Consider the following 12,339-nt stretch of genomic DNA (forward strand, 5'->3'; position numbering starts at 1 on the left):
GTCGATGGTGACCCCGGTGGCGGTGCCGCCGGAGGGCACCGACGCGGGGCGGTTGGTCGGCGGTGTGCCGCTGGCCCGCCTGGTGCGCGACTTTCACCGGCCGATGCTGAATTTCGCCCGCACCATGGTGGATTCGCCGGCGGTGGCCGAAGAGGCCGTGCAGGAGGCGTGGCTGCAGGTGCTGCGATCCTCGGACTCGTTTCAGGGCCGATCGTCGGTCGGCACCTGGCTGTTCGGCATCGTCAAGCACACCGCCGCGCGGCACCGCCGCCGGGAGTCGCGGATCCGCCGTCACGAGGTGCTGGCCGACGCGGACATCGAGGCCGTCGACCCGCTCTCCGGCCGCATGCATCCCGCCGGGCATCCCGATGCCGGCCACTGGAGGGTGCCGCCGTCGCGCCGGTTTTTGCCCGAAGACCAGACCGTGCACCGCGAGCTGCTGGGCTACCTGCGCGAGGCGCTGGACGCGTTGCCCGCGCGCCAGCGCCAACTCGTGATCCTGCGGGATCTCGTCGGCATCTCGGCCGAGGAGGCGGCGGAGCTGCTGCAACTGTCCGCCGAGGCGCAGCGGGCGCTGCTCTACCGGGCCCGGGGAAATCTCCGAAACGAATTGGAAAAGCGGTACCAGCCATGACCGTTCCCGACAACACCGTCCCCGCCATCGACTGCGTCGACTTCGTTCGCCTGGTCGACGACCTCGTCGACGCCGACCCGCAGCAGTGGGGGCCGATCGTGGCCAAGCACCTCGACGAGTGCCCGCCGTGCCTGGTCTACCTGCAACAGATGCTCGACCTCAAGATCCTGCTCCGTCATGTCTTCGACGGCGAGCAGCTCGGCGAGCACGACGTGACCCGAATCCTCAACGCGCTCAACACCTTGACGAAAGGCGAACACCGATGACGATCAACGCTTCAGCGCCGCAGCGCCAGGGCGCAGTGGCGGTGGTGGACACGGTCACCGCGTTGCCCGCCGCCGTCGCCGGCGACGGCGGCACCGCGGATCCCTTCGAGCCGCTGACGGTCGGCGCCATGGTGGACCGGGTTTCGGCCATGGCGGTGGAAAAGGCGGCGCACCCGTGGGCGTTCCTGATGCGCTCGTTGGTCGGCGGCGCGATGGTGGCCTTCGGTGTGCTGCTGGCCCTGGTGGTCAGCACCGGCGTCAAGACACCGGGAGTGGCGAGCCTGTTGATGGGCCTGGCATTCGGCATGTCTTTCGTCCTCATCCTGGTGTCGGGCATGTCGCTGATCACCGCCGACATGGCCGCCGGCTTTCTCGCCGTGCTGCAACGGGCGCTGAGCATCCGCAGCTACGTGGTGCTGGTCGCCGTCGGACTGGTCGGCAACATCGTCGGCGCGCTGGTGTTCGTCACCGTGTGCGCCGCCGCCGGCGGCCCCTACCTGGGCGCCTTCGCCGACCGCGCCGCGACCGTCGGCACCCAGAAGGCCGGCCAGCCGTTCTGGACGGCGCTGCTGCTCGCCGTGCTGTGCACGTGGTTCCTGCAGACCTCGATGTGCATGTTCTTCAAGGCCCGCAGCGACGTGGCCCGGATGGCGCTGGCGTTCTACGGCCCGTTCGCGTTCGTGATCGGTGGCACCCAGCACGTGATCGCCAACGTCGGGTTCGTCGGACTTCCCTTGCTGCTCAACCTGTTTCACCCGATCGCGGCGCGCGGCGATATCGGCTGGGGATTCGGCGACCACGGCCTGCTGACCAACATCGGCGTCACCACCGTGGGCAACCTGATCGGCGGCACCGTCTTCGTGGCGCTGCCGTTCTGGATCATCGCGCACTTGCAGCGGCGCCGCCTCCTTTCGACGGGAGCCCTCCGGCCCGACGGCTGAGGACCAAAGCCTCACGACCGACACCCCCTCCGCGGAATAGCATGGTCACCGATGGAGGGAGAATGAAATGTCCGCACCCGTCCAGCAACTCGGCATCGCCGTCGCGGTCGACGGCTCGCCGGCCTCGAACGCGGCCGCCTACTGGGCGGCCCGGGAAGCGGCGATGCGCCACTGCCCGCTGACCATCGTGCACGCGGTGTCGACCCCGACCACCATGTACCCGCCGGTCCCGTACCCCGAGGCGCTGGCCACCAACCTGGAAGACGAAGGCAAACAAGCGATCCTGCACGCCACCAAGATCGCCGAGGAGGCGATGCCGGCCGACCGCCAGGTTCCAATCGGCCGAAAACTGCTCTACTCGGCCCCGGTGCCCGCCCTGCTCGAGCTGTCCGGCGCCGTGCGAATGCTGGTGCTGGGCAGCGCCGGACATGGATTGCTGGCCCGCGGTCTGCTCGGCTCGGTCAGCTCGGCGGTGGTGCGTCACGCGAACTGCCCGGTCGCGGTCGTGCGGGACGAAGAGCTGCCGGATCCGCACAGCGCGCCGGTGCTGCTGGGCACCGACGGCTCACCGGCCTCCGAACTGGCCACCGAAATCGCGTTCGACGAAGCATCCCGGCGCGGCGTCGATCTGGTGGCCATCCACGCGTGGAGCGACACCGCGGTCACCGAGGTATTCGAAATCGATTGGCCGATAGTCGAAGCCGAAGCGGAGCGCCACCTCGCCGAGAGCCTGGCGGGCTGGCAGGAACGCTATCCCGACGTGACCGTCCATCGCCTGGTCGCCCGTGACCGGGCGGCGCAACACATCATCAGCAGCTCGGAAACCGCGCAGTTGGTGGTGGTCGGCAGCCACGGTCGGGGCGGGCTGGCCCGGCTGCTGCTGGGTTCGGTGAGCAACGCCGTCCTGCACTCGGTGCGGGTACCGGTCATCGTCGCGCGACCGCCGGCCTGAGCACGCGGCCGCGCCGCCGGCCGAACAACCCGGTTCACGCCGGCCGCTCCACCGGGCGAGCGGTGGGACGTAACGCCGCGAGCAGCACACCGGCCGTGAAAACCAGGGCGGTCGGCCACGGGAACCGCCCGTCGGGCGCAAAGCCCTCGGCGGCCACCACGGACAGGGTGTAGGCCGCCAGCGCCGCACCGGCCAGCAGCACCGGTTCGGCGGCGCGCGCGGGCAGCGGCACGCCAAGCAGTGGCAGCGGCGCGGCGAAAAGCCTTCGGGCCCACCACAACAGCACCATCTCGACCGCCGTCACCGCGCTCAGGACGGCCACCCATTCCAGCCGGGCCTGCCACCACTGCACGCTGCCTTCGGGGGGCTGCGGCAACAGCCCGGCCGGATATCCGACGATCGCCACGATCACGACGGGAATCATGTGCCACAGGTAGAGGGCCATGATGTTGTTGTTGGCGATCGAGAGCCCCCGCTCGGCCCGGATGGCGCGCAGTGCGCGGTTGAGCGCGGGTGCAGCCGCCATCACGATTCCGGTTTGGGCGCCGCCGAAGGCCAGCAGCGCCACGGTGGGCGGCGTGGTGTTGTCGATGGTCTGGCCGGGAACCCCGATCATACTGACCGGATACACGCGCAGCCAGATCAATGCCGCCAGCAGCACCGCCGAGACGCCGGCCAGCAGCCACGGCCGGCGGCCCGCCAATGACCCTTCGTGCCAAGCGATCCCGAGCTGATACAGCGTTCCCCAGCCCAACACATAGTTCACCCAGCTGAGGTGGGGCAGATGGGCGCCGATCCGGGCCGCATCGAGCACGGCCACCGTCACAGCGAGTGCCGCAGGCACCCACAGGCCCCAACGGCGTTGCGCGACAAGCGCAATCGGCGTCAACGACACCACCACCAGATACACCGCCAAAAACCACAGGTGCATGGCCACCGCCCAACCGGCGTACTCGAGCACCGAACCCGCCACGCCGCAGGCGGCCAGCGCGACCACCACCGCCGACACCAGCACCGCATACACCGCGGTCGGCCCGAGGACCCGGGCCAGCCGGCGCTGCAGCCAGGACCGACGGGGCACTCCCTCTTCGTCGTGCCGGTGCGTCCAGGACACCGCGCCGGCGTACCCGGCCACCAGGAAGAAGGTCGGAACCGCCTGGAACGGCCAGGTCAGCCATTGCGTCCAGGGCATGTCCACCAACGGGTTCTGCCGGCCGAACTGCCCGTCGTGATAGGTCACCGATCCGGCCAGCCAGTGCCCGAGCACGATCAGCACCACCCCGGACACGCGGTAATAATCGACCGCCAGATTGCGCGTCGGCCGCGCGCCGTTTGCGTGCTGCATCAGATCGCGGGAAGCTCGACGCGGGACACAGCGCCACGCTACCGTCCGGCCCCGCGCGCAACCACGTCAGGAACAGGAGACACGCCATGAAGCAGGCTCAACTCGGCGGACTGCAGGTGGGCCGGCTGGGCCTGGGGGCGATGGGAATGTCGGTGGCCTACGCCGGCGCCGGCACCGACGACGCCGAATCGATCCGCACCGTGCACCGCGCCATCGAGCTGGGCGTGACGCTGATCGACACCGCCGAGGTGTACGGCCCCTACATCAACGAGGAACTGTTGGCCCGAGCGCTGCGCGGGCGGCGCGATCGGGTGGTGCTGGCCACCAAGTTCGGCCTGATCTCGCACACCGGCCGCGACGGGCTGGACAGCAGCCCCGCCAATATCCGTGTCGCCGTGGATGGTTCGCTGCGCCGGCTGGCCACGGACCACATCGACCTGTACTACCAGCACCGCCTCGACCGCCAAACCCCGATCGAAGACACCGTCGGAGCGCTGGCCGAACTGGTCGCCGCCGGCAAGATCCGGCACATCGGTCTCTCCGAGGTCGGGGTGAATTCCATCCGCCGTGCGCACGCGGTGCACCCGATCACCGCCGTCCAATCGGAGTACTCGCTGTGGACCCGCGACCAGGAAGACGAGATACTGCCGGTGCTGCGCGAACTGGGGATCGGGTTCGTCGCCTACTCACCGCTGGGCCGCGGCTTCCTCACCGGCGCTATCCGCTCCGCGCACGAGCTGCCCGACACCGACTACCGCAGGACCAACCCGCGGTTCGCGGAACAGAACTTCGCCCACAACCTGCGCTGCGCCGACGAATTGCGGGACATCGCCGCGGACGTCGGCGCCACGCCGGCCCAGGTCGCGTTGGCCTGGTTGCTGGCGAAAGGCCCCGACATCGTGCCGATCCCGGGCACCAAACGCGTCGCCCGCCTGGAAGAAAACGTCGGGGCCGACGCGCTGGAGCTGACTACCGAGCAGCTGTCCCGGCTGGATCGACTCACGCCGCCGGTGGGCGGACACCACGCCGACGCGCAGCTGGCGTGGATCGACCGCTGACCGAACCGGTTAGTCGGCGGTCGCCAATGCCGCTGTGCCGTACTTCTTTTCGATCAACGTCCACGGGTCGGCGTAGGGGCCGCGTCCCTCCAGCCGGCGCTGCACGATCAAGATGGTGCGCAGGAGGGGCCGCAGCAGCGGCCCCAGCAGTCGCAGGGCGAGCCGGCTGCGGCCCTGCGATTCGGCCAGCCAGGCCACCGTCTGGCTCCAGTCGTGCTCCTGGAAGTCGAGCAGCTGCTGGGCTTCGGTGGTGTCGTACCAGCCGGTGAAACTCCAGCCCCGGTCGTCGGCCGGGTTGCCGGGCAAACTGGCCGACGGGCCGAGCCGGCCCAGCCCGACGGCCTCCATCATGGCGTCCTCCAGTTCGCGCTGGGTGAGCACGTAGGACTCGTTGCCACCGATGAGCAGCACCTTGCCGGAAATGGTGGCCGCACGATCGACGCCGTTGGCGAAGGCCAGCGCCACGTCCCGCGCATCCACCGCGTGCATCCGGTTGTCGCTGGGCATTGACCGCATCAGCAGCAGGTAGTCGCCGTTGATGGAGGCGTGGGTGTCCGGCGAGATGATCCCGCCGAGCCGGAACAGCGCATACGGCAGCCCGCTGGCCCGGATTGCCGCCTCGGCCAGCACCTTGTCCTGGCCGTATTGGTCGATCGGGTTCACCGGGGTGTCCGGGGTGATCCGCTCCGGCTGGCGGTAGGGGTTTCGCGACCCGTAGACCGCGGCGCTGGAGGCCATCAGGAACAGGGGCGGGCGGGGCAGCGCCGTGCAGGCGGCCAACAGGTTCTCGGTGCCGCCGACGTTGACTCGCCGGGCCAGGTCGGGTTTGCGATATGACAGCGGGGAGACCACGGCGGCCAGGTGCACGACGGCGTCGGGCTGGTGGGCGGTGACCAGGTCACGCACCGCCTCGGCGTCCAGCAGGTCGGTGTAGGCGGGAATCAGCGTGCCGGGATAGCCGCCGGCGGCGAGTTCGGTTGCGACGGCGGCGGTGTTGTCGTTGCGCAGGTCCATCGCGACAACGGTGCGTCCGCGCTGCAGCAGAAGCTGCGTGCAGCGCTTGCCGACCTGTCCGAACGCGCCGGTGACCAGAACGGTGTTGGCGGTCATGGCCGGGTCACCGATCCATCAGGCGGCCGGCGATGGTGCCGATCGCGGCGCGGATCCGGGGGGAGACGTAGATCGAGAAGAGGGGAGTCACGATGTCCTCGCGCAGTCGAGTTAGCTTGGAGCTCTTGATGAACCACTGGCCGTCGATGTTTTCGTAGGTTTCGTGGTAGTGGCCGTAGCCGACCAACGTTATCCCGGGCCCGAAGCGGACGACGTCTTGCAGCGCCCACGTCCCGCGCGCGGTCGTCGCCGAGGTGAGCTCGATCTCGGGGTTGTGCACCTGATGCGCCGTCGGCTGGGTGGCGCGGCCGAGTGCCCGGCGGGTGAAGGCCACGAAGTCGTCGGCGCCGGCGATCACCGCGCCGCCGGCTTCGGAGGTGTCGCTGAGGAAGTCGTCGGTGAAGATCGTCCGCCAGGCCGCCCAGTCCTTGGTGTCCAGGTAGCGGCAGTAGCGCGCCTTGAGTTGCTTGATGGATTCGATCGCCGGCAGGGTGTCGGCGACCGCGCTGTGCGCGCGCTCGGTCATTGCGGCTCGATTCTTCTCGCACGGGTCTGCACGTGACGTTTCCCTGGCGAAGTGTAAACCCGTCAGCCTTTGAAGTAGACGACCTGATGGCTGCTGGCCAGCAGCCCGCCCTGCCGGGTCCACACCCGGGCGCTCTGGTCGAAATAGCCGCGGTCGAAGCGGTTGGCGTGGGCGCTGGCCAGGACGAAGTCGTCGCCCACGGCGTCGAGCTCGTGTTGATCGGCGTGGAAGTAGGTGGTCAGCGAGATGGTCCCGGACGGCACGAAGCCGCCGCGGCGCAAGAACACCCGTGGGTAGAAGATGTCGCACAATGCGGCCAGCGCCGGATAATCCACCGGGCGTCCCGCCTTGTCGCGGACCCACAGCGTGCTGGTCGACGACGGGCTGGGATCCGCGTCTCGCCCGGGCATCGCCCCTTCGACGTACCGCATGTCGTAGCGGCCGGTCCACCGAACCAGGCCCGGATCGACGCTCGGCAGCCGCTCGGGCGGCGGGGTGCCGGGCGGCCGCGCTTCGGTGTCCGACCAGCTGTCGCGCCGCAGCGCGAAGATCGCGGTGGCGGTGGTCTTGACCACGTCGTCCTGGCGCAGCTCGACGATCCAGTGCTGGTTGGTGCGGTTGGTGCGGGCGGCCCGCAGCGTGACGTCGAAGTCGCCGTCGGCGATGGGCGCCGCATAGTTGACGGTCAGGGCAAGCGGGTCGCCGATGCGGTCGGGGTGGGCGTGGACGGCGCTGAGCAGCGTGGCGGCCGTGATGCCGCCGAACGGTCCGACCATGTTGGCCCACTCCGGGTGGGTGCGGCCACGCCGGGCATCGGCGCCCAGCGTGTCCAGGCGCAGCGCTTCATCGAAAACATGTGTGTCGGTCATGGCGGTTCGACGCAGATTACTTGCGGGCGACGCCGCGACCGGACACCGGGTCTCGCCGGACCCGGCCGGTCCGTTCGTAGGGAGCCGCCTGTACACCCGCCGCGGCGGTGCTGTACAGTCGCCCAGCACAAGGTCGACGCTGCAACGAGAGGCCATCCGGTGACGTCGGAGTCGGTCGAGGAATTTCGGGGCCGGGCCAGGGCCTGGCTGGCCGCGAACATGCCGCGACTCGATCCCGCCCGGGCGGCGCTGCTGCAGCGCGACGAGCTCAGCTCCTGGCACCGGGCCCGGGAATTGCAAAAGCTGCTCTACGACGGCGGATTCGCCGGAATCTGCTTCCCGCGCGAATACGGCGGGCTCGGGCTGAGCTACGAATACAAGAAGGCGTTCGACGCCGAGTCGGTGGGTTACGAGACGCCGCTGCTGCTCAACGTCCCGTCCTTCGCCATCTGCTGCGCCACGATCCTGGACATGGGCAGCGAGCAGCAGAAGCGCACCCACATCGCGGCCGCGCTGCGCGGCGAGGAAGTGCTGGTGCAGTTGCTGTCCGAGCCCAGCGGGGGATCGGACCTGGCCGGTGTGCTCACCCGGGCCGAGCGCCGCGGGGATCGCTGGATCATCAACGGCGCCAAGACCTGGAGCACGTGGGCGTTCGCGGCGGACTACGGCCTGTGCCTGGCCCGCACCGACTGGCAGGTGCCCAAACACGAAGGCCTGACCATGTTTCTGGTGCCGCTTGCCCATCCCGGCGTCACCATCAATCGCATCCGGCAGGTCAACGGCTCGGTCGAGTTCTGCGAAGAGTTCTTCGACGACGTCGACGTGGGCGACGACGCCGTGCTGGGTGAACCGGGGAAAGGATGGGACGTCGCGTCGCGGCAGCTCTATCACGAGCGCCGCACGATGGGAGACGGCTCGGAGTACACCAGCGGCCCGGGAATCGCTGAGGCCCAAGACGTTTCGGTCGATCTGCTGTCGTTGATCGACGCCGTCGGCGGTCCCGGCGACCCGCGGCTGCAGGAAGCGGTGGGTCGGGCGCTGGTGCACCGGGCCGTGCACGGACAGCTCAGCGAGCACGTCTTTCACGCCGTGGTCGACGGAACCCTGCCGCCGGCCGCGGGATCGATCATCCGCTTGTCCATGGCCGAGGTGCACAACGTGGAAACCGACACCGCGCTGGCGGTGGCCGGCCCGGCGGCCGTGGTCGACGGCGCCGGTGGCCTGCTCGACATCGGGACGCGCTATCTGGGTCGTCAGATCGCCAGCATCGGCGGCGGCACCACCGAGATGGCGCGCAACGTGATCGGCGAGCGGGTGCTCGGCTTCCTGCGCGAGCGCGCCGACGACCGCGGCGTCCCGTTCAACCAGGTGCGGCGCGGCAGAAACCCAGGAGGCCAACGCAATTGAGTGACCGACTTCGTGACATCCGGGAGTTGGCCGGAGACACCGACGCCTACCGCGACGAACTGTACCGGCGCTGGACCGGTCTGCTGAGCTACCGCTACATCGGCCGCAAACACTCGTCGATGAATCTCGGCGAGACCGACGACACTGTCACGATCCGCCGCGACATGCGCAACGAGGCCGGCGGAATCATGGTGGCGCCGTTGGCTATTTCCTCCCCGGAGGGCTGTCAGACCGACATGGTCGCCGTCCCCAACCCGGTGATCGCGTCGGTACAGATCATCGACCCCGGCTACGACGTGAAACGGGTCGAGATCGTCGGGTCCGGCATCGTGCACCAGGGCCGCACCATGGGCTACGGGCGATGCACCATCGTCGACGCCGACAACCCCGGACGGGTGATCGCGTTCAACGAGGGGCAGGGAGCGATCATCGGCGTCCCGCCGGAAGGCCTTGACCGGATGGATGTTTCGGGCACCGAGTTGGTGATCGAGGATTCCGACGAGCTGCCGCCGCTGTGGCGGGCCTTCGGCGCGAGCCGGCGCGGCGACGGCCATTGGACGCTGCCCGAGCTGAGCACCGAGCTGGCATCCCCGGACGCCGCGCTGCACATCGGCCCCCAGCACGTCGTCCTCGAGACCGCGGCCATCGATCTGGCCGCCGAGGTCGCGGGGACCAGGAAGCTGCAGGTCGTCAGCTGGCACGTGATGTTCATGTCGCGCGGCAAGGTGGGCCCGTTCCGGGTGGAGGGCACAGCCCACGCCGGTGGGTCCGGCCGCGTCGGCGTGCGCATGCTGCTGCACGACGAGGGCAACGCCGACAAGGCCGTCACCTCCGCGGCGGCAGTCTTCGAGGTCGTCGGCTGAGCCGGTCCCGGTTGCTGCGCCGCGGACAGAGGCCCGCTAACGCGGGTATTACGGCACAAAGTCCCTCCCGACAGGGGACGTCGTCCCCTCGTGCGGCCGCCGTGACCCGACCACGATCGGGGTGACCAGGCAAGGAGAGGGGCCGACCGACATGACCAACCGCTTTCCCGACGAGGGCACCATCCGCACCGTGCTGGCCCTGGCGTCCCGTGCTCCGTCCGTGCACAACACGCAACCGTGGCGATGGCTGGTGGGGCAGGAGAGCCTGCATCTGTATGCCGACGGTGGCCGGCAACTGCCGAACACCGATCCCGACGGCCGCGACTTGATTCTGAGTTGTGGTGCGGCGCTTCACCACTGCGTCGTCGGTTTTGCGGCGGTGGGATGGCAGGCCCGGGTGACCCGGTTGCCCAACCCGGCCGACCCCGATCACCTTGCCGCAATCGAATTGTCCGGCGGCACAGCCGATCCCGTCGACATCGCGCTGGCCGCGGCGATACCGCGGCGGCGGACCGACCGGCGGCACTACAGTTCCTGGCCGGTGCCGGTGGGGGACATCGCGCTGATGGCCGCCCGGGCCGCCCGCAACGGGGTGACGCTGTGCCAGGTCGAGGACGCCGACAAGCTGCACGAGATCGTGAAGCAATCGGTCTGGGACCACATGAATCGCGACTACCTCGTCGAGCTCGCCGCGTGGAGTGGACGCTACGCCGCGGTCGCCGGGGTTCCGGCGCGCAATACACCCAAGTCCGATCCCGGCGCCAAGATTCCAGGACGGCTGTTCGCCGGACCCATGTTGGCGATGCCATCGGGATCGTCTGCAGCCGAGGACAATTCGGTACTGCTGGCGCTGGGCACCCGCGGTGACGACAGGTTGGCCCGGCTCCGCGCCGGCGAGGCCACCAGCATGGTGTTGCTGACCGCGACGTCGATGGGCTTGGCGAGTTGCCCGGTCACCGAACCGCTGGAGGTTGCCGACACCCGGGAGGCGGTGCGGACCGAAATCTTCGGTGGCAGCAACTACCCGCAGATGCTGCTTCGGATTGGCTGGCCACCGATCAACGCCGACCCCTTGCCGGCGACACCCCGCCGCGAACTCTGCGATTTCGTCGAATGGATGACCGACCGGGAACCGGGCATCGCCGAATAGCCGGGGCACTTCGGCGAAAGTGATCTCCCCACTAGCCGGTTCGCCCGGGCACCGGCAGAGTTGGGGTAGCCGGGAAGGAGGACTCGATGATCGAGATGTTGCCAGACATGCCGCCGGGAGTGACCGGTGTCCGGGTGTCGGGCCGGCTGAGCGGGCAGGAACTGCGCGAGATCAGGCCCACTTTGGAGACGTCGCTGAAAAGCGGCGAGATCAGGATCGTGGAAGTCATCGACTCCGATTACCAGGGCTTCGGGCCCGGCGGGCTGGTCGAGGATCTCAAGCTCGGCCTGGGCGCGGTCCTGCCGCACCACTCGGCATTCCGGCGCATCGCGGTCGTCTCGGACAAGGAGTGGGTCGCGCACACTTTGCACGCGCTGGCCTGGATGGTGCCCGGTGAGCTCGCCGTGTTCGGACTCGGCGAGCTCGAGCGTGCCAAGCAGTGGGCCGCGGGCGCGGACTCGTAGCAGGGAGCCGCCGACCCGAGGTCTAACGACCCTAGCGTGCGCGGCGGCGTCGCCCTACCTTCGGCAACGGTACCGGCTTGCCCACCCGGGTCCGGCACTTGCCTAAGGGGCGCAAGGGCAATCGAGCAAGCGCGCAACGCGGATGCCGCGTTGCCTTCCGGCGGCCGGCGTCTGTGGTTTATGCGGCGCGCGGGACGTCCGGTGTCGAGGTCGTGGCCGGCGTGGACGGCGAAGTCACGGGCTTCCAGCCGACGTAAGCCAGATACAGGCCTACCACGCCGACGACGACGTCGCCGCTTACCCACAACGCGGTCATCCGGACGGCGGCGTCGGCGGCTGCCATGAACGCATGCGGAAAGGCCATGAGAAGCAAGGCGCGTACCGCGAAAACCCATCCCACCACCGAGACCGTGACGGCCGGCGCGCCTCGCCAGCACTGATGCAGACCGAGGATGACCAGCGACGCCAACAGCAGGAACCCGCCGGTGACCAACGGCAATGCGGAGTTGGAGTCGAAATCCGACAGCAGCTTGCGCATGTCCGACGCACGGGCCACGGTCGTCGCGGTGAAGACGACGAGGAACGGGCCGAGCACACGGGCGAACATGCGGGTGCGAAGCTCCGGTGGTCTTGTAGTGCTCATGTGCCGCACCTCCATTGGTGACGGGTCGCTCGGCGTGTGCGATTTGCCCCCTCATCCGTAGCACTGTGCGTGACCCCGGGCCAGGGACCGAAAGTCCCACACCGTGGGGAC

At 69.2% G+C, this 12,339-nt stretch carries 14 protein-coding genes; 9 read left to right on the forward strand and 5 right to left on the reverse strand.

Features of this window, described 5'->3' with window-relative positions; genetic code table 11:
* Positions 1-4: 4 nt before the first annotated feature.
* From H7I87_RS19430 to H7I87_RS19445, 4 genes are all read left to right on the forward strand, one after another.
* Positions 5-634, forward strand: a complete 630-nt coding sequence (locus H7I87_RS19430; RefSeq protein ID WP_011724819.1) for an RNA polymerase sigma factor — start codon at positions 5-7, stop codon at positions 632-634.
* Positions 631-900 (forward strand): hypothetical protein, encoded by a 270-nt coding sequence (locus H7I87_RS19435; protein ID WP_003876728.1) that lies wholly within the window; start codon positions 631-633, stop codon positions 898-900. The genes H7I87_RS19430 and H7I87_RS19435 overlap by 4 nt, the downstream gene beginning before the upstream one ends.
* On the forward strand, positions 897-1,841 hold the full coding sequence (locus H7I87_RS19440) for a formate/nitrite transporter family protein (RefSeq protein WP_009976750.1): 945 nt from the start codon (positions 897-899) through the stop codon (positions 1,839-1,841). The genes H7I87_RS19435 and H7I87_RS19440 overlap by 4 nt, the downstream gene beginning before the upstream one ends.
* A 67-nt stretch (positions 1,842-1,908) precedes the next feature.
* Positions 1,909-2,793, forward strand: a complete 885-nt coding sequence (locus H7I87_RS19445; protein WP_009976752.1) for a universal stress protein — start codon at positions 1,909-1,911, stop codon at positions 2,791-2,793.
* A gap of 34 nt (positions 2,794-2,827) precedes the next feature.
* On the opposite strand, the gene H7I87_RS19450 is transcribed toward H7I87_RS19445, so the two are convergent.
* Positions 2,828-4,138 carry an acyltransferase family protein gene (locus tag H7I87_RS19450; RefSeq protein ID WP_019732500.1) on the reverse strand — a complete coding sequence of 437 codons (1,311 nt, stop codon included), beginning with the start codon at positions 4,136-4,138 and terminating at the stop codon, positions 2,828-2,830.
* An 86-nt stretch (positions 4,139-4,224) separates the two neighbouring features.
* On the opposite strand from H7I87_RS19450, the gene H7I87_RS19455 reads away from it, so the two are divergent.
* On the forward strand, positions 4,225-5,196 hold the full coding sequence (locus H7I87_RS19455; protein ID WP_011724823.1) for an aldo/keto reductase: 972 nt from the start codon (positions 4,225-4,227) through the stop codon (positions 5,194-5,196).
* 9 nt (positions 5,197-5,205) lie between these two features.
* Here the strand turns inward: H7I87_RS19455 and H7I87_RS19460 are convergent, their stop codons facing one another.
* From H7I87_RS19460 to H7I87_RS19470, 3 genes are all read right to left on the reverse strand, one after another.
* Positions 5,206-6,306, reverse strand: coding sequence for an NAD-dependent epimerase/dehydratase family protein (locus H7I87_RS19460; protein WP_003876723.1), 1,101 nt, complete (start codon positions 6,304-6,306; stop codon positions 5,206-5,208).
* 7 nt (positions 6,307-6,313) lie between these two features.
* Positions 6,314-6,832 carry a nuclear transport factor 2 family protein gene (locus H7I87_RS19465; protein WP_011724824.1) on the reverse strand — a complete coding sequence of 173 codons (519 nt, stop codon included), beginning with the start codon at positions 6,830-6,832 and terminating at the stop codon, positions 6,314-6,316.
* A 62-nt stretch (positions 6,833-6,894) separates the two neighbouring features.
* Positions 6,895-7,701, reverse strand: coding sequence for an acyl-CoA thioesterase (locus tag H7I87_RS19470; RefSeq protein ID WP_011724825.1), 807 nt, complete (start codon positions 7,699-7,701; stop codon positions 6,895-6,897).
* Positions 7,702-7,860: 159 nt separating this feature from the next.
* Here H7I87_RS19470 and H7I87_RS19475 point away from each other — a divergent pair, with 159 nt between their 5' ends.
* The 4 genes from H7I87_RS19475 (at position 7,861) to H7I87_RS19490 (ending at position 11,585) form a co-directional block, all read left to right on the forward strand.
* Positions 7,861-9,108 carry an acyl-CoA dehydrogenase family protein gene (locus H7I87_RS19475; RefSeq protein WP_011724826.1) on the forward strand — a complete coding sequence of 416 codons (1,248 nt, stop codon included), beginning with the start codon at positions 7,861-7,863 and terminating at the stop codon, positions 9,106-9,108.
* Positions 9,105-9,971 carry a hypothetical protein gene (locus tag H7I87_RS19480; protein ID WP_011724827.1) on the forward strand — a complete coding sequence of 289 codons (867 nt, stop codon included), beginning with the start codon at positions 9,105-9,107 and terminating at the stop codon, positions 9,969-9,971. Before H7I87_RS19475 ends, H7I87_RS19480 begins: the two co-directional genes overlap by 4 nt.
* Before the next feature lie 151 nt (positions 9,972-10,122).
* Positions 10,123-11,121 carry an Acg family FMN-binding oxidoreductase gene (locus tag H7I87_RS19485; RefSeq protein ID WP_011724828.1) on the forward strand — a complete coding sequence of 333 codons (999 nt, stop codon included), beginning with the start codon at positions 10,123-10,125 and terminating at the stop codon, positions 11,119-11,121.
* Between the two features lie 86 nt (positions 11,122-11,207).
* Positions 11,208-11,585: a SpoIIAA family protein gene (locus tag H7I87_RS19490; protein ID WP_011724829.1), complete on the forward strand. Its 378-nt coding sequence runs from the start codon at positions 11,208-11,210 to the stop codon at positions 11,583-11,585.
* A 178-nt stretch (positions 11,586-11,763) separates the two neighbouring features.
* Here the strand turns inward: H7I87_RS19490 and H7I87_RS19495 are convergent, their stop codons facing one another.
* Positions 11,764-12,192 (reverse strand): hypothetical protein, encoded by a 429-nt coding sequence (locus tag H7I87_RS19495; protein ID WP_011724830.1) that lies wholly within the window; start codon positions 12,190-12,192, stop codon positions 11,764-11,766.
* Positions 12,193-12,339: the final 147 nt, after the last annotated feature.

Source organism: Mycobacterium timonense (assembly GCF_025821985.1).
Classification (GTDB): domain Bacteria; phylum Actinomycetota; class Actinomycetes; order Mycobacteriales; family Mycobacteriaceae; genus Mycobacterium; species Mycobacterium avium.